We start from the raw sequence: 16,160 nt of genomic DNA on the forward strand, positions 1-16,160 counted from the left end.
TACGTCGCCCGCGAGATCTACCAACTCATCACCGCAGCCAGGAATCCGACCCCTGCACCAGCGTCAGCCGATTGACATCCATAGGGGCATCAAACTGGCCAACCGCTACCGAGCCGGTGTCGTCCTCGCCTCACTGATCCTGTGGCTGCGAACCGAGGAGCAATAACCCGTCCACACAAGATCAATTACGAGACAGGACCTAGGTTGGCCAACCTTTTCCGCCTTCATGGCCAGTCTGAGCAGGCTTGTTGGTGTCCTACCTTGGCCGGGGTCGGCTGCTTCAGCCCGGGGTCCGGTACCGGTGGCACCGCGGCGACCGGGCGGCGTGATCAGCGATCGTGGAGGAGGGCGACCGCTTCAGCGAAGTCGGCACGCGCGGGTTCGAAGGATCGTGCCGCGACGAAGAACATCGACCGGTCGGTGAGGGCGCGGGCGAGGCGTGCGGGATTGTCGGGCAGGCTGCGGGCGAGCGTCACCCCCTCGTCGAAGTACGGTGTGAACCGCTCCTCGAACAGGTAGGGACGGGCGCCTTCGCGGACGGCCGCGCGGATGCTGATCCTGCGTTGGACGTCGACCAGCTTGGGCAGCCGGTCGGCCTCGCGTAGCCTCGCCGCCTCTGCTTCGAGGCCCGGCAGCATACCGAGAAAACCGTCCCGCACGTCGCGCGACCATCCGAGCTCCGTGCCGAACGGCGGCATCGGGGACTCGGGGCTCGCGGCGGGTTCGGCTGCCCGCCCCGACAGGACGAAGAGCGTCCTCCACCACCCTAGGATGCAACTCCAGTTCTTCGGCTCGCCCGTGGTCGCAAGCTCCTCCAGGACACTCAGGGCCTCTCGCCGAGCGACCGCAGCACCCGCCCCATCCCCAACGGTCTCCCGCATCCGGGAGAAGTGAACCAACTCCCAGGTGAGTATCGCCAGAGCGGTGCGCTGTTCAGTTGCCTCGCGCCGGGTCTCCTCAAGGAGCCTGCGAAAGACGGTCGATGCGGCGTCGTGCAGGCCGGCGCCCTCCAGGTTCGCCGCCCACCGCACCATGTTCCAGAAGGAGTGCTCCGGGATTCCGTTCCGGGCGGCCTCTTCGTCGAGCTCCGCGGCCTCCCTGAAGCACCCCTCCTCAGCCAGAACACTCGCCAGAGGCTTGCTTCGTCCGGCCTCGGCCAGCTCCGCACAGATCGCGCGTCCTTCCACCCTGCGCCCGAGGGCGAACAAGGAAGCCTGGTAGGCGTCCAAGGCCCGGCGCAACCGCTCCGCCCGGTTCGGCGCCCCGACCTCTATCCTGCGAGCGGCCTGGGAAGCCTCGGCGGCCAGCGCGACGTCCACCTTCGGATCCCGGCTCTCGTACCGCAACGCGAGCAGGGCATCGACCAACTTCGGCACGTACGCCTTCGGACTCACCTCGGCCAGAACCCGGTACGCGCCGACCAGTTCGGCCCGACTCGGCCGGCCGGAGCCAAGCAGCCGCACGCGGGCCCGAAGCACCGCGTCGTGATCGATCGTCACCATTCCCCCTGTCTCCGGATGACGCACGAAGGAGATTATGAGAGGCGGGGGATGGACCGGACAAGCCTCGCGAACTGTGGGTTCCGTCCTACGAAAAACGGCGCTGACCTGTCATGATGGACATGCTTTCGTCCTGAATCCACGAGCGGGGAGCCGCACCGAACGCCTCCCGCCCCGCACACAGCACCCCGGTTCGCCCCGGCTGCGCGGCCGCACCCCACCACCACGCTCGTGCTGCCATGCCCCGAGATCGTTGAGACGAAACGACGGCCCTCGTCTCAACCAATCTGAGGGCACCGCAGGTCAATGCCGTGTGTTCTCCCCCGATTTACATGGGACAGCACAGTTGGCCATGGGTCAGTGGTGGTGGGCGAGGAGGGCGGCTCCGGCAGGGGCCTGTCCCATCAGGTCAGTGCGTCTCCACAGCCGTGCACTTCCAAAGCGTCGTTTGGGGACGCTGCTCAAGCCGGAAGGCGACCATGTGGTGGCGGTTGCCGATCTCGACTCGGAGGCACACCTCCAGGACACCGGGGCGCGGGGCGGTGTCGTACGTCCGGCCCAGGCGGATCCGGGCTGCCCGCCCGCGCTGGCGGAGCGGTCCGGTGTGGACCAGGGCGGTCAGCTGCTGGTACGCATCAGGCAGGGAGCACCACTTCAGGGGCCCGTCGGTGCCTGGTGTCCTACTCATGAGGTGACAGAAACCGTGTTCACGAGGACTGTTGCATCACGGCCAGGACTGCAGCGAGATGACACCTACCATGCTCACCCACATCTGATCACAGCGACCGGATACCGGGACTGCGTGGCGGCCCTGACTCTCCGTTCGGCGGGGCGCTGCCCCGGCTGCGGCGGCCCGGGCCGTAGCGGGACGGGGAGCGGGTCGGCGGGCTTGGCCCTGCTGGCACTGCGATCGACTCAATCCTCTTCCCATGGCTATCGCGTGGAAAGAGGTGTCGGCGCGACGAAGGGGCTTGCCCACGGGGGCTCACCTGGGAAAACTCCCTCATGTGCGAGACAGGGGCTCCCCCTTTCGGTCCCCCTCTCGGTCCTACTTCTCGGTCCGCCCGCTCGGTACTACCCTGCAGCCCACCATCCGGCCCCCATCCTGTGGGCCCTCGCCTCGCGGACCGGAGATCACCAGGCGAGGCCTCTCGGCGCGGGTCGGCACGCCTTGCGCGCACCCATCGCCGGTGGCGGTGGCAGCAACTGCGCGCCGGACCTGGCACGGTAGACACTTGTGCGGTCGTTTCGTATCCACCACCAGGCCCCAGGACCTGGTCGAGCTGTTTGGTGTGACCCGCTGGGATACCACCGAGACACTCGCCCCCAACTGGAACACCGCGCCCACCGACAACGTGTGGGCGGTCCTGGAGCGCGTGGACCGCGACACCGGTGAGCTCACACGGCAGCTTCGCCCGCCCACTTCCCAGATCACCCGGACCGGTCCGCAGGTCGGCGGCGGGATACGAAGGTCTCCGAGCAGGTCCTCTACTGGCAGAAGTGGCTCCCGCAGCGCCAGGCCCGGACGGGCGGCCGTCAGCAGGACAGCTCGGGTCCCACTGTCCGCGTACTCGTAGAAGTCACCTGTACGCCGACACCCACTGTCTGAGGAACCGCTCGGTGGTGACCCGCACGGCAGTCTGATGTTCCCCGTCCCCGGCTTCTGCAAACGGCGGCTGGCCTGCGCGGGCGCAGCAGCGCCCGGTGCCAAGCGGAGCCCTGGAGCGGGAGGTCTGAGCTGGTCATCCTGGGACGGAACCTCGTGCCCGGCGGTCATGCCTGGGCCGCGAGGCTGAGCTGGCCGACGAGGTGGATGAACTCGCGGGCGTCGGGTTCGTTCTTCCACGGACCGAGGGCTTCGGTGATCTTGGCCAGGTAGGCGGTGGCCCGGCTGGAGGTGACCCTGGCTAGGATGTCGGCGGCTTCGCGGCCGGCCGCCAGGCCGCTGTCGAGGTCGCGGGCCTGGAGGTGGCTGGTGGCGACGACCGCGCGGCGGATGCCGGTGGCCCGGGCGAAGCGGTCGGACGGCATGGTCTCGGCCCGCTGGTTCCAGAGCAGGGACACCGCAGGCTTGCCCAGGTCGCGGAAGACTTCGGTGGCGTCGGCGGCGAGCCTGGCCTCGGCGAAGTAGTCGAGCCACGTCGGGTCGTTGGTGCCGGGGCGGATCTGGTCGAGCAGGTCCTCGGAGCGGCCCAGTGCGGCGGTGGCCGCCGCTGTGTCGCCGAGGCGGCCGTGGGCTCGGGCTTCGGCGAGTTTGGCGAAGGCAAGGACGCGTGGCGCGGCATGGCCCTTGGCCCGTTCGAAGGCTCCCTGGGCCATGTCGACCGCCTCGTCGGGGTAGCCCTGGAGCATGCTCTGGAGTGACATGGTGGTGAGGACGTAGGCGCCCATCTCGATGTCGCCGCCTGCCCTGGCCAGGCGCAGTGCCTGGATGAAGTGCTGCTGGGCGATGGCGTGCTGGCCGCTGTCGAAGGCGGACCAGGCCACGACGCGGGCGAGTTCGGCGGTGGCGGAGAACAGCTCGCGGCCGACGTCGTCGCTGTAGGTGCCGTCCAGGAGTGGGATGGCCTTGTGGGTGAGGCACTGGGAGACCGAGCTGGAGCGCCAGTCGCCGCCGCCGAACTTGGAGTCCCATTGGCGGGCTTGGTCGGCGGCTTCCCACAGGTCGGCCAGGTCGGTGCGTCCGACCCGCCGCCCGGCGTTCTGACCGGCGGTGGTGTCCGAGGGGAGGGCGAGCCAGCGGGTGACGGGGGTGGCGTAGGCGGCGGTGGCGAAGGTGCCGCCGCTGAGGAAGTCGCGTCGCTTCACGTTGCGGGTGCTCCAGTAGTGCTGGACGCCGCGGATGGCGTCGGTGCGGTCTCTGGGGAAGTCCCATCCCAGTCGGACGTCCGCCTCGCGCGCCACGCCCATGCCGATCTCGTCCGGGTCGACGGGCCGGCCGATGCGGTGGCTCAGCGCGGTGGTGATGAGCCGCGGGGTGGGGTCCTTGGGGCGCATGCCGGCCAGCCAGTTCCCCACGCTGGTGTGCGAGTAGGAGGTGGGGTGGCCCTCGGCGGATGCGAGCTGGTTGACGAGGTGGGCCAGTGCCTTGCGGCTGACGCCGTAGGTCACGAGGAAGTCGTTCAGCTTGGTGTTCGGCTGCTTCGGGGTCCGGTGCGGTTGCGCCACGGCGGTTCCTCCCTCGATCCAATCTCGGCGCGGGCCGGTGTACGGCCAGCGCTTTCATGGGACCGCCCGCTGCCCAGGGGTGGCCAGGGCTGCGGTTTGGGGTGTTTCCGGGACGCCGGGTGGGATAGATCTGGGACGGATCTGGGATGTCAGGACGGGCGCAGCAGGTCGAGGACGGTCTGGTGGTAGATGGCGTAGACGTGCGGGAGTTCGGTGAGGTGGGCGCGTTCGTCGATGCCGTGGAGGCCTTCGTAGGGGACGCCGAAGCCGGCGGTTGCGGCGATGCCGTGGCGGGCGAGCAGGTTGCCGATGTTGGAGGGGCCGGCGGTCTTTGGGCGGGGTTCGAGGCCGGTTTCCTTGGCGGCGCGCAGCAGGGTGGCGGCGGGTTCCTGGCCGGGTCCGAGTTGGAAGGGCGGCCAGACGGCGACGGTGTCGACCTGGGTGGGGTGTTGGGTGGGGTGGTCGCGGTCGAGAGCCTCGGTGGCGGCGTGGACCAGTTGGCTCGCGTGCTGCTCGCCGAATGCGGGGGTGAGGCGGATGTCGATGTTGAGGGTGCACAGGTCGGGGACGACGGAGAAGCCTTCGCCGCCGTGGCAGGCGGTGACGGAGACCTTGGGCGGCAGGGGGAACGGGTCGCCGTCGGCTGGGTCTGGGAGATCGGCGTTGTCGAGGGCATGGATGAGGTGGGCGGCGCGGGAAATCGCTCCGAGGGTCGGACGGCTGGAGCCGGAGTGGCCCGAGGCCCCGTGGACCTTTACCTGGGCGCGCCACAGGCCGCGGCCGCCGACTACGACTTCGTCCATTCCGGGGTAGCCGATCATCACGCCCTCGGGGCGGGTGGTGTGCGGGTCGTCGAGGTAGGCGAGGGCGCCGCCGAAGTGGCCGGTGTGTTCGTCGACGTCCAGGAGCACCACGAGGCCGCCGGCCAGTTCGTGGGCTCGGGCGTGGACGTCGGCGGCGATGTGGCAGAAGGTGGCTGCGGCGAGCTTGGAGTCGGCGCTGCCCCGCCCGAGCAGCCAGTTCTGCTTGACGTCGCCGGAGGTTGGGGGGAAGGACCAGGCGGTCTCGTCGCCGAAGGGCGCGGTGTCAAGGCAGGCGTCCAGCGTCCACCACGGGCCGGGCGCTGCGCCGGCAACCTCCACGACCAGAGCGACGGGGTCGGCTGCCGGATTGTTCAGGCGCCGGTGCGGCAGGTGATGCCGGTTCAGCCAGTCCTCGACGATCGCGAGGACCGGCTCATAGGGGTCGATGCCGCCGCGGCTTGGTGCGCGTACCAGCCGCTGCGCTAGGTCGATGACCGACGGCGTCCGGCCGCGGGCCGCCTCCACCAGGTTCTCGCTCACGTTGCTCCTCGGTGTGTTCATCTACTTCTCGCGCGGGGTGAGCGCGAGTACCGCTTCCGGGGTGTGCAACGGGCGGGCCGATGCGTAGGCCTCCCGGGCGTGCTGGACCAAGCCCACCGCGGCCTCGGGTCCGAGTAGGACGCCGCAGTCGAAGCCGTGGGCGCCGTGCAGGGACGGCAGCGGGGCCACCGCCAGCGTCTCGGAGGCGACGAAGAACCGCTCCATCGCGGCTGGCTGCTCGACCACGCCGATCCGCAGGGTCGGGTGGCCGTTGCGCCGCTCGCGCGGGTCGCGCAGCTCCAGCAGGCGCAGCAGGTGGTCGGTCAGTTCCTGGTGGTGGGGAGGCCCATAGAGGACGCGGTAGTGCACCAGGTCGGGGACTTGGGCGACGGCGGTTTCGATCGCCGCCAGGTAGGACTTCTCGCGGGAGCGGCTGCCGGTGACGACCAGCCATTCCTGCGCGGTGGAGACGACCTCGACCATGGCTTCGACCAGGTCGGTCCAGCGGGTGAGCAGCCGGTGCACGACGCCGGTGCCGGCCTGCTCCAGGACGCTCTCGCCGGTGCCGTCCTGGTGGGCGAAGAGCACTGCGGAGCGCTGGCGGTACAACTGGGCGAGGGCAGTCCGGTTGCTCTTACCGGTGCGGCGTCGGCCGGACTCCCAGGCGCTCATCAGGCTGCCGTCGGTGGCCCCTCCGGTGATGGCGTTGAGGTTCGCCGCCGCCTGGTCGAGGGTCCAGTTCCGCGCGGTACGCTCCCGCTTCAGCGCGGAGTCGCCATCGGTGCCTCGTGTCATGGCCGCCCCCTAGCTCCTGATCCCTTGCAGGATGTCGTCCCCAGCCCGAGGCCCGCCGGAACCTTCCCTGCCCAGCCTGCGGTCTGAGGCGGGTGGGGGGCGGGCTCCGGCGGGCTGGCGGGTCAGAAGTGCTCGGTGAGCCAGGGCTCCCGCTCGCAGGTGGCGCGGACCAGCGCGGTGAGCGCGTCGGGGGCACCGCACACCCCGGCCAGCTGGGCGGCCGCAGTGCTGCGGAACGCACCGGCGTACCAGAGGGTGAACTGGCCGCGGGTGAAGGCCACCTCGCACTCGGCCGGTGAGGCCGGGGTCAGCTGGGCGGTCCCCTTCGCGATCTCCAGCAGGTAGTGGTCCTGCTGCGAGCCGTCCTGGTTGCCGATCTCGATCCCGACCCGCAGGTCGAGGTCGGCCGGCCAGCCGCGCTGGCGGACGGCCTCCTCCACATCCAAGACGCGAAGCATCCACGGCGGCTGGGCGTGGGTGGTCAGCAGGGTGCTGCGGGGCAGCGCGTGCAGCAGGAGCGGGAAGGGCGGCAGTCCGGTGCGCTCGAACCGCACGGTAGGCACCCGGCTGTCCCAGCGGCCGAGGAAGGCAAGCATCGCGGCGGCGGCGTCCGCATCCGCGGCCCAGAAGCCGTGGACAGTCAGCTGGGCGCCGCGATCTGCATGGCGGGTGGTGGCCAGGGTGAGCTGTCCGACCGGGGCGTCGCCAGCGGTTGTGGCGAACTCGTAGGTCTGGGCGCCGTGGTGGTCCCGCAGGAAATCGTTCCACCAGCTGGGTCGCGCCAGCGGGCCGTTCCAGTTCTGGGCCAGGCCAGCCCGCAGCTGCTCCCCGGCCGGGGAGCAGCCGTGCTCGATCCGCAGGGCGCCGGGCTCGAACGTGCTGTGCAGTGCCTCGGCGGGGACCTCCCAGGTGGCTGCTGGCACGGGCGCGTGCCAGCCCAACCAGCGGGCGTACTTGGTCAGGGCGGTCCAGACGGTGGCCAGGACCGCGCCCTGCTCGCGCAGAGGCCGGATCCTCTCCTGAAGCATCCGCGCCGCCAGGTGCTCGCCGCGCTCCTCCGGGGCCACGCACCCCGATCCCAGGCAGGCGGTCGGCACGGGGCGGCCGCCGAAGTGCTGGCCCGTCAGAAAGCCGAGTCCGCCCGCGATGACCTTGCCTCCGCGCACAGCGACGCGGGTGTCGACGCGCCCGGCGAGCTGCCGGACAGCCGGGACGGGGTGGCCGTAGCTGCGGGTGGCCAGGTCGTCGTACTCGTCGAGGATGCCGCGTTCGGCCTGGATGAACAGGATCCGCTCGCTCATCGTCTCCTCCCGGGTCTCAGTAGTCGGTCGCGTCGCGCACGGGCTGCGCGTCGGCGGGTACGAAGAAGGTGCGCTCTGCGGTGACCACGCTCTCGCCGCGCTGGTTGTGCCCGGTGATACGGCAGGTCACGATGCCGTGCTCGGGCCTGCTGGCCGAACGTCGGGACTGGAGGATTTCGGTGGTCGCACTGAGGGTGTCGCCGACGAAGACCGGGGCGGTGAAACGCACGTTGTCCAGGGCGAGGTTGGCCGAGGTCAGGCCGCTGGTGGCGCGCACGGTCATGCCGATGACGATGCCGAGGCTGACGATGCCGCACACCAGCGGCTGGCCGTGGCCGGCCGTGCGGCAGTACTCGGCGTCGGAGTGGACGGGGGCGGGGTTGCCGGTCAGGGCGAGGGTCATGGCGTGGTCGAGCTCGGTGACGGTCCGCTTGGGCCGGTGCTCGATCACGGTGCCGGCGGGCAGCTCGCCGAGCCCGGCCCCGACGACCTCGCGGTGGCGGTTCTCGCCGATCTGCCGGAAGCCCTGGAGGGTGGTGTCCATGGAGGGTGTCTCCTTGTGAGGGTCGGTCAGATGGACTGCTGGTGGTCTGCTCGTTCGGTGAGGGCTTGGGCGGCGGCGTAGAACGGGGCGCCGACCATCTGGCCGTGGACGCTGGTGATCGACGCCCCGGTCTGCCCGTGGGCGGCGACGATGGCGCGGGCCTGGGCGAGTTCGGCATCGGTGGGCCGGAACGCCTCGGTGATGGTCGGTACCTGGCGGGGGTGGACGGCGGTCTTGCCGGTGTACCCGAGGGCCCTGGCCTGCTCGGCCTCGCGGCGCAGCCCGTCGGTGTCGGTCAGGTCGAAGTAGGGGGAGTCGACGGCGGCGATGCCGGCGGCTGCGGCGGCGTTGGCCAGGACGGAGCGGGCGTGCAGCAGCGCCTGCCAGGTGCGGCCGGCGCCGGTGATGGCGGCGTAGTCGGCCGCGCCGAACAGCACTCCGGTCAGGCGGGGCGAGGCGAGGATCGAGGGTGCGGTCTCGATGGCTCGCGGGGTCTCGATCAGGGCCCAGATCTGCGGGGCGTAGCCGTTGGCGTCCAGGGCGGCGGCGGCCACCTCGATGTCGCGGGCCGACTCGACCATGGGGACCAGGACGAGCGGGGGACGGTAGTCGGCGAGCGCGACCAGGTCGCGCAGGCCGGCACGGGTGGTCAGGGCGTTCATCCGGACGCCGGGAAGCGGCCCGGCGGGGTCGGCGGTGGCGAAGAAGTCGGCGGCGCGCTCGCGGGCGAGGTCCTTGTCGTGGGGGGCTACCGAGTCCTCCAGGTCGACGAGCGTGACGGTGGCGCCGCAGCTGCGGGCCTTGGCGAACCGCTCGCCCGCCACGGCCGGGGTGATGATCCACGCCCCTGCCGGGGCGGTCCACCTGGTCCGGGTCACGGCCGTTCACCGCCCTGGTCCCGGCGAGCGCCGGGGATCTGTCGCGTGGTCATGTCGTGCATGGGCCCCTCCTGTTCGACGGGTGGCCGGCCCGGCGCCGATGGTGCGGCGCCGGGCCGGAGGGTCAGGTGCGCTGGAGCTGGCGGACGACGGCGGGGATCTGGTCCTCCTGCCCGGCGACGACCTGGCGCCGGCCGAGCTCGAAGAGCACGTCGACCGGGTCCACTCCCCCGCGCCGGGCGGCCTCCAGGACGGGGAGCTTGAAACCTGAGAAGACCCCGGCCAGGCCGCTCACCAGGCTGATGGAGTCGATCGTCGGCGGCGCGCTCATCAGGCGGGCCTCGGCGATGTCGGCGGCGGCGAGCAACTGGTGCAGGTCGATCCCGGTCGGATGGCCGGTGCGCTGCAGGACGGCGGCCAGCACCTCCAGCTGGGCGTTGCCAGCGCCCGCGCCGAAACCTCGGGCGCAGCCGTCGATGACGGTGGCTCCGGCGGTCACGGCGGCCAGCGAATTGGCCATCGCCAGGCCGAGGTTGTTGTGGCCGTGGAAGATGACCGGCACCTCGCCGACGGCACGGGTGACGGCGGTGATCCGTGTCGTCACGTCGGTGGGAAGGTAGTGGCCGGCGGAGTCCATGATGCCGACCGCCTGCGCCCCGTAGGAGATCAGCAGGGCGCACTGCTCGGCGAGTTCGGCCGGGCCGATCATGTGGCTCATCAGCAACACGGCCTGCGCCTCGACGCCAGCTGCCCGGGCCTCGCCCAGGTGGCGTTCGGCGACGTCGGCCTGGGAGCAGTGCGCGGCGATCCGCACGACGTCCGCGCCGCGGGCAACCGCGCCTGCCAGGTCCGCGCCGGTGCCCCAGCCCGGCGCCAGGAAGACTCCCATCCGGCTGCGGGTCAGGGACTCGCGGACGACGGTGAGCATCTCATCGTCGCTCAGCTTGGCCTGGCCGAGCTGGTGGGAGGAGGCGCCCAGGCCGTTGCCGTGGCCGACCTCGACGACGGGCACCCCGGCCTGGTCGGCGGCGGTCGCGTAGGCGCGCAGCTGGTCGGCGTCGAGCTGGTGGCGCACCGCGTGATGGCCGTCGCGCAGGGTCGGGTCGTAGAGCACCACCTTCGACTCGGTCACCTCTTCCATGGGGTTGCCCCTTCCCGGGCGAGGGCGGCGGCAGCTCGCTCGGCCGTGTGCACCGCGGCCGCGTTGATGATGTCGAGGTTGCCCGCGTAGTCGGGGATGTGGCTGCTGTGGGCGGTGACCTCCAGGGCGACGTCGATGCGCTCGCCAGTGACGCTGCAGGAGGTGACGGCGTAGCCCGGGGCGAAGGCCCGCACCCGGTCGGCGGCGGCATGGACCGCGGCGCGGACGGGCCCGGGGCGGGCGTCGGGCGCAAGCATGGTGACCTGCACCCGGAACGGCGGCTCAGGCTGGGCCGGGCTGAGGTTGAGCAGCGCCTTCACCCGAGGTGCACCGGTCAGCTCCCGGACGGCGGCCTGCGTGGTGGCGATGTACTCGTCGATGTTCAACCGGGTGCCTCGCCCGGTGCTGGCGGTGGCGGCGGTGGCCACGACCTCGACGTAGGCGGGGGTGCAGGTGGCGGCGATGGCGTGCAGGACGGGAATCGCGGTCTGCCCACCGCAGCTGATCATGTTGAAGTGCCGGGACGACCGTACGGCCCGGTCTCCGTTCACGGTGGGCACCACGCGCGTGCCGGTGCTGCTGGGGGTCAGGTCGACCAGCACGGCGCCGGTGGCCGCGAGCGCGTCCCAGTGGGCGGTGTGCACGGCCGCGTTGGAGGCGTCGAAGACTACGTCGAAGCGCTCTTGGGCCTCGACGAACGCGGTGATGCCGCCCGCCATCGTCGCGAGCCCCAGTTCGGCGGCCCGGTGCAGCCCGATCGAGGTCTCGGCGCGGCCGACGATCAGCGCACACTCCAGCACGCCGGACTTGCCGAGCCGTTCGGCCAGATCCATTCCGATCTTGCCGGTCCCGAGCACCGCGGCCTTCAGCCGCGCTGCGGGTTCCTTCATGGCGAACTCCCTTCCGATTCGGTGAGATGTGTGAAGGCGGCTGCCGGCCGGGGCACCGGTCGCGGCAGTACGGGGCCGGTTCAGGTGGTACGGACGCTCACCGGGGGCAGTGCCGCGCAGACCGCATCGACATGCGTGCCCGCAGACAGCGGGAGGCTGCCGTGCACCGACCCGGCCAGCACGATGTCGCCGCCCCGAAGCCCGGTACCGAACGCGGCCAGGCGCCGGGCCAGCCACGCTACGGACGCGAGCGGGTCCCCGAGGACCTCCCGGCCCGCTCCGGTGGCGGCCGGGGCTCCGTCGACCCGCACGCTCAGCACCTGCTCGCGCAGATCCATCCCCGCCTCGAAGGCAACGGGCGGGCCGGTGACGATCCGCGCGCACGCCGCGTTGTCCGCGACGCTGTCCTCCAGCGTGATCTGCCAGTCCTGGTAGCGGGTGTCGATGACCTCCAGTGCGACCATCACCTGCGCTACGGCGCCGCGCGCGGCGTCCAGGTCCACGGCCTCGCCGACCAGGTCGCCGCCGAGGCGGAAGGCGAACTCCGCCTCGATCCGCGGGCACACCAGGCCCGCGACAGCGAGTTCGGTCCCGCTGGGCACGACCATGTCGTCCAGCAGGACTCCGGAGTCCGGATCGTCGATCCCCATCTGCTCGCGCATCGCCGCCGAGGTGAGGCCGACCTTGTGGCCCACCGGGCGGGCGCCGCCCGCGATCCGCAGCGCCGTGCCGGCCCACTGGATGCGGTAGGCGTCCGCCAGCGTCACGCCCGGGTGGCGCACGGCCAGCGGGGCGATGGGAGTGGCGGAGCGCTCGGCCTCGAGCAGGGCCAGCGCTTCCTGATCCACCCAGGGCTCCGGCGTGCCGCCGTCCGGCAGCTGAACGGGGCCAGGGCGCCCGGTCAGGGCGGCGCCCAAGTAGGCCAGGCCCGGAAGGAGGGGAGGAAGGACGGCAAGGTCCCGGCTGGCGGCGCGGTCGTGGTGCTTGCGGGCGCTGGGTGCCGGGGCGCCGGCGGCCGCTTCGGAGAGTCCGGACATGGAGTCCCCCAGGTGTGAGGCCCGGTACAGCCGATCTGTACCGGTAGCCATCACAGCCCCGGGAGCACCGGTGACGGCAGGGCCCACAGGGGGGCCGACGGACCGCAGGCGGGCACACACGCCCGTGGCCGACCGGGAGGAACCGGTCGGCCACGAAGGGGAACAGCGACGTACGGTCAGCCGGTGCGCAGGGTCCGCTCCGCGGTGTAGCGGGTGACGACCTGAGGCAGGAAGTCCGCGTAGTGCCCGAGCCCGGTGACGTCCTGCTCGGTACGGACCACCGCGAGCTGGTCCAGCTCGGGACCGGTGCCGCGCGCGACTTCGGCCTCCGCCAAGGCCTCGTGGTGCTTGAGCACCAGGGCGGCCGGGGCCGGCGGGGCCAGGAAGTGCACGCCGACGTTGCCGAACTCGCCCCGGGTGACCCCCCACACCGCCATGTCCTGGGGGTCGGCGACCACCCCGATCTCCTCCACCAGCTCCTGGGCCGCGTGCCGCCGCAGGGCCGCCAGATCGAGCGTCTCGCCCTCCCCAGGCGGCTCCGCCGAGCCACCGGGCAGCGCCCACCGCCCCGGGGACGCAGTGGACCCCGAACTCCGGCCGATGATCAGCCCGCCGTCCTCCACCGGCTGCAACACGGTGACGAACACCGACGCGGGCAGCCACGAACAAGTGTCGAGGCGGCGCAGCGCGCGGTAGCGGTAGGTGACCCGCGCCCACGACAGCACCAGCTCGGCGCCCGCGTCCTCGACCGCGATGCAGGCCACCGCCGGGCCGTCGAACAGGGCCGGCTGGCGGGCCACCGACTCCTCCCAGAACCGGTCCATGGCCGTTCGCTCACCGGGCGACAGCCGGGGAACCGGCACTTCGAGCAGGCGCAGCACGCGGGCATCGAAGAACTCAACAACGGAGTCGGTCACCAGACCATCGTGGCAGACGTCCCCGCCTCGTCCGGCCCGATGAGCGCAACCGGCCCGGCTGTGCTAGCGTGCCCCGGCCATTGCCGCCTGCCACCGTGAAGCCCGTGCAGCCGACGCTCACGGCGACTGGGCCGTCACCTCACGCCCGACAGAACCACTCGGCTGAGAGAAGACCCCCGGAGTAGCCACCCGCTGCCGCCCGGCGGGCTCCGCCCATGCGACGTGGACCCTCACGCGCTCTGTAGGCCCCCTCGTCTGCCCTCCCCTCGCGTCCGGCACGGCGGTGTGATGGCTCTGGCACGACGGCGCAGCGCACAGCGAACCGCCCCGCCGTCCCGGGCCTGCCGCGACTTCAAGGGGAGTGAACATGTCGATCACCCTGACCAGCGAGGCCCGCGTGGTGGCCGTGGTCGCCCACCCGGACGACGACGCACTGATGTTCTACGGCACGCTGCGGCTCTGGCGCAGCACCGGCGCGACTGTCACCGTCCTCGTCGCCACCCACGGCGCCAACGGCGTCTCCGTCGCCGACCACGCCGCCGGGCTCCGGCTGACCACCACCCAGCGCCTGACAGAGATCCAGACCTCCTACCAGGACACCGGCATCGCGGTGGAGTGCCTCGGGCTCGAGGACGGCGCCCTGATCGCCGACCGCGAGCTCGTCACCGTCATCGAGGCGGAGCTGATCCGCTTGAGCTGCACCGTGCTGCTGACCCACGCCCTGCACACCGGCGTCGACCACCAGGACCACCTGGCCGTCGCCCGCGCCGCACTGAACGCCGCCGCCCGGGTGCCCACCTGCACCACAATCCTGCACGGCAAGCCGCACGCCCCGCGCCACGAGTTCACCACCTCCGTGCTCGTCGACATCACCCCGTACATGGCCGACAAGATCAAAGCCCTCCAGGCCCACGGATCGCAGGCCGGCCGCTACTACCTGACCGAGGACTACACCCGCTGGCGCGCTGCCGGACCGGGCTGGACGCTGCTCCCCACCCAGGCCGGCGAGAGCCGCTCCTTCGAGGAGCTCGCCCCCTCCCTGCTGCTCCTGAGTCAACCGGCCGAGCCGCGCCGGTGAGATCCCGCACCAGCGCCCCAGGCCTCAGGCCGGGGGCCAGCACCTGATCACCCGTGGATCCGTCCGATCTTGTGAGAGGTGAATCATGCCCGCCCTCAAGGCCGTCATCGCCGCCGCCGGCGTCGGAAGCCGCTGGTTCCCCGTCGGCAAGACCACCCCCAAGTGCATGCTGCCCGCCTGGAACAAGCCCCTGCTCGCCTACACCGTCGCCGACTGCGTCGCCGCCGGTGCCCGCCAGATCGCGGTCATCACCGCGCCCGGGGAGTGCACCCGTCAGGTCCGACACTTCCTCACCGAAGACCCGGAGCTCAAGAGCTACTTCACCGCCCGCGGCTGGCAAGACAAGTACCAGCCGATCGACCAGCCGCCGGCCGCCGAGTTCACCATCATCGAGCAGCCCCGGGACAACGGCCTCTACGGCACCGCGCTGCCGCCGATCTGCGCCGCCGACTGGATCGGAGAGGACGACTTCCTCCTTGTCTCCGGCGACGACCTCCTGCTGCGCCTCGACCTCGGATCCGACCTGGCGGATCTGGCCGCTGCCCGCCGCACCGCCCAGAGCGCAGGCGCGATCGCCGTCGCCAGCAGGCCCTCCGACAGGCCCATCCGGTATGGAATCGTGCACCCCCGCCCGTGCACCGGGCCGCACCAGCTGCTGGACGAGGTCCGGGGCTGGCTCCCCGCGGACCGGCAGCGCCGCACCGCCCACATCGACATCAGCCGGACCCTCCTCCCCGCTAGCGCCCTGCCCTACTTCACGGCAGTCGAGCTGGCTGCCAATGGAGAGCTCCGGGCCACCGACGCCATCACCGCTTTCGCCCGGCACAACGACATGCTGATCCACCCGATCCTGGGCACGTTCTACGACTGCGGAAGCCCCGAGGGCCTGCACGCCGCCAACACCGTCATCTCGGGCTCCTGGATGGCCTGAGGCAGGATCGGCGGGGGACCACTGGGCCGGGCTCAGTTCGGCCACGGCGCAACGCTCGCCGACCGTCGGGCGGCGAAGGAATCGACCGAGCAGGCTGATTGGTACCGCCCGACGGTGCCCACCGTACGCGGCCACGCCACCGGGATGCACACCCGCCCGACAAACGGTGACCGCCCGCGTTGCCGGACTCGCCGAGGCGAAGCACGGCTTTGTCCAGCTCACCTTCGACCGCGTCGCCGAGGACGCCCGCCAGCTGGGACCGGTCATCGACAAGGCCAACGGCCGCTACGGCACCGGAACGATCCGCGCTGCCTCACTCACCACACACAAGGGCCGCTCTTCCGGACGGGCCGACTGCGGCTGACCCAGTGTAGGGGCCCGATGTACTTCAGCAATCGAGCCAGTATCTCAGCGGTACATCAGCAATGTCGGGTAGTTCAGCAGTCCGAAACCTCGGTGGACTGCTGACCACTCGACTTGGTGGACCGAGTTCAACCGTCGCATGGACACGGCCCTTGTGCTGTCTCGTGTTGGTGCCGCTAGCTAGGCGGAACTGGTGGTGCTGGTCGGCAGAGCTTGCTGATAGAGCGCTACCAACACGCCGTGCAGGGGCTGGTCCTCTGCATCTTCCTCGGCCT

At 71.4% G+C, this 16,160-nt stretch carries 15 protein-coding genes and 1 pseudogene; 4 read left to right on the forward strand and 12 right to left on the reverse strand.

Annotation, left to right across the window (positions count from 1 at the left end; genetic code table 11):
* Positions 1 to 329 precede the first annotated feature (329 nt).
* Together P3T39_RS35650 and P3T39_RS35655 are read right to left on the reverse strand one after the other, a co-directional pair.
* The gene (locus P3T39_RS35650) at positions 330 to 1,526 is read right to left on the reverse strand and encodes a hypothetical protein (protein WP_280703467.1); all 1,197 of its coding nucleotides are present in this window, start codon (positions 1,524 to 1,526) and stop codon (positions 330 to 332) included.
* 382 nt (positions 1,527 to 1,908) lie between these two features.
* Positions 1,909 to 2,187: an Rv3235 family protein gene (locus P3T39_RS35655; protein ID WP_280703468.1), complete on the reverse strand. Its 279-nt coding sequence runs from the start codon at positions 2,185 to 2,187 to the stop codon at positions 1,909 to 1,911.
* Positions 2,188 to 2,734: 547 nt separating this feature from the next.
* Here P3T39_RS35655 and P3T39_RS35660 point away from each other — a divergent pair.
* Positions 2,735 to 2,914: pseudogene (locus P3T39_RS35660) on the forward strand (SOS response-associated peptidase family protein); the annotation flags it as partial.
* A 358-nt stretch (positions 2,915 to 3,272) separates the two neighbouring features.
* Here P3T39_RS35660 and P3T39_RS35665 read toward each other — a convergent pair.
* The 10 genes from P3T39_RS35665 to P3T39_RS35710 form a co-directional block, all read right to left on the reverse strand.
* Positions 3,273 to 4,667: a sporulation protein gene (locus P3T39_RS35665; protein ID WP_280703469.1), complete on the reverse strand. Its 1,395-nt coding sequence runs from the start codon at positions 4,665 to 4,667 to the stop codon at positions 3,273 to 3,275.
* Between the two features lie 149 nt (positions 4,668 to 4,816).
* Positions 4,817 to 6,010: a M20/M25/M40 family metallo-hydrolase gene (locus P3T39_RS35670; RefSeq protein ID WP_280703470.1), complete on the reverse strand. Its 1,194-nt coding sequence runs from the start codon at positions 6,008 to 6,010 to the stop codon at positions 4,817 to 4,819.
* 21 nt (positions 6,011 to 6,031) lie between these two features.
* Positions 6,032 to 6,805: an XRE family transcriptional regulator gene (locus P3T39_RS35675; protein ID WP_280703471.1), complete on the reverse strand. Its 774-nt coding sequence runs from the start codon at positions 6,803 to 6,805 to the stop codon at positions 6,032 to 6,034.
* A 122-nt stretch (positions 6,806 to 6,927) separates the two neighbouring features.
* Positions 6,928 to 8,106 carry a GNAT family N-acetyltransferase gene (locus P3T39_RS35680; protein ID WP_280703472.1) on the reverse strand — a complete coding sequence of 393 codons (1,179 nt, stop codon included), beginning with the start codon at positions 8,104 to 8,106 and terminating at the stop codon, positions 6,928 to 6,930.
* 16 nt (positions 8,107 to 8,122) lie between these two features.
* Positions 8,123 to 8,650, reverse strand: coding sequence for a MaoC family dehydratase (locus tag P3T39_RS35685; protein WP_280703473.1), 528 nt, complete (start codon positions 8,648 to 8,650; stop codon positions 8,123 to 8,125).
* Between the two features lie 26 nt (positions 8,651 to 8,676).
* On the reverse strand, positions 8,677 to 9,528 hold the full coding sequence (locus tag P3T39_RS35690; protein WP_280703474.1) for a CoA ester lyase: 852 nt from the start codon (positions 9,526 to 9,528) through the stop codon (positions 8,677 to 8,679).
* A gap of 124 nt (positions 9,529 to 9,652) precedes the next feature.
* Positions 9,653 to 10,669 carry a 4-hydroxy-2-oxovalerate aldolase gene (gene dmpG / locus P3T39_RS35695; RefSeq protein ID WP_280703475.1) on the reverse strand — a complete coding sequence of 339 codons (1,017 nt, stop codon included), beginning with the start codon at positions 10,667 to 10,669 and terminating at the stop codon, positions 9,653 to 9,655.
* A complete protein-coding gene (locus tag P3T39_RS35700) occupies positions 10,657 to 11,559 on the reverse strand; it encodes an acetaldehyde dehydrogenase (acetylating) (protein WP_280703476.1) in 903 nt (300 codons plus the stop codon). The genes dmpG and P3T39_RS35700 overlap by 13 nt, the downstream gene beginning before the upstream one ends.
* A gap of 80 nt (positions 11,560 to 11,639) precedes the next feature.
* Entirely contained in the window at positions 11,640 to 12,596 is a 957-nt protein-coding gene (locus P3T39_RS35705; protein WP_280703478.1) for a fumarylacetoacetate hydrolase family protein, read from the reverse strand.
* Positions 12,597 to 12,772: 176 nt separating this feature from the next.
* Complete coding sequence (locus tag P3T39_RS35710; RefSeq protein ID WP_280703479.1) at positions 12,773 to 13,513, reverse strand: NUDIX domain-containing protein; 741 nt, start codon at positions 13,511 to 13,513, stop codon at positions 12,773 to 12,775.
* A gap of 367 nt (positions 13,514 to 13,880) precedes the next feature.
* Between P3T39_RS35710 and P3T39_RS35715 the strand changes: the two genes are divergently transcribed.
* The 3 genes from P3T39_RS35715 (at position 13,881) to P3T39_RS35725 (ending at position 15,886) form a co-directional block, all read left to right on the forward strand.
* On the forward strand, positions 13,881 to 14,591 hold the full coding sequence (locus P3T39_RS35715) for a PIG-L family deacetylase (protein ID WP_280703480.1): 711 nt from the start codon (positions 13,881 to 13,883) through the stop codon (positions 14,589 to 14,591).
* An 85-nt stretch (positions 14,592 to 14,676) separates the two neighbouring features.
* Entirely contained in the window at positions 14,677 to 15,522 is an 846-nt protein-coding gene (locus P3T39_RS35720; protein WP_280703481.1) for a sugar phosphate nucleotidyltransferase, read from the forward strand.
* Positions 15,523 to 15,688: 166 nt separating this feature from the next.
* Entirely contained in the window at positions 15,689 to 15,886 is a 198-nt protein-coding gene (locus tag P3T39_RS35725; RefSeq protein ID WP_280703482.1) for a hypothetical protein, read from the forward strand.
* The last annotated feature ends 274 nt before the right edge of the window (positions 15,887 to 16,160 follow it).

The sequence above is a fragment of the Kitasatospora sp. GP82 genome (assembly GCF_029892105.1).
GTDB lineage: Bacteria > Actinomycetota > Actinomycetes > Streptomycetales > Streptomycetaceae > Kitasatospora.

Bases quoted from the DNA above. Each gene is read 5' to 3' on its own strand.
- P3T39_RS35700 (WP_280703476.1), bottom strand. From the start codon at position 11,559: ATGAAGGAACCCGCAGCGCGGCTGAAGGCCGCGGTGCTCGGGACCGGC.
- P3T39_RS35720 (WP_280703481.1), top strand. From the start codon at position 14,677: ATGCCCGCCCTCAAGGCCGTCATCGCCGCCGCCGGCGTCGGAAGCCGC.
- dmpG (WP_280703475.1), bottom strand. From the start codon at position 10,669: ATGGAAGAGGTGACCGAGTCGAAGGTGGTGCTCTACGACCCGACCCTG.
- P3T39_RS35715 (WP_280703480.1), top strand. From the start codon at position 13,881: ATGTCGATCACCCTGACCAGCGAGGCCCGCGTGGTGGCCGTGGTCGCC.
- P3T39_RS35680 (WP_280703472.1), bottom strand. From the start codon at position 8,106: ATGAGCGAGCGGATCCTGTTCATCCAGGCCGAACGCGGCATCCTCGAC.
- P3T39_RS35685 (WP_280703473.1), bottom strand. From the start codon at position 8,650: ATGGACACCACCCTCCAGGGCTTCCGGCAGATCGGCGAGAACCGCCAC.
- P3T39_RS35655 (WP_280703468.1), bottom strand. From the start codon at position 2,187: ATGAGTAGGACACCAGGCACCGACGGGCCCCTGAAGTGGTGCTCCCTG.
- P3T39_RS35675 (WP_280703471.1), bottom strand. From the start codon at position 6,805: ATGACACGAGGCACCGATGGCGACTCCGCGCTGAAGCGGGAGCGTACC.
- P3T39_RS35705 (WP_280703478.1), bottom strand. From the start codon at position 12,596: ATGTCCGGACTCTCCGAAGCGGCCGCCGGCGCCCCGGCACCCAGCGCC.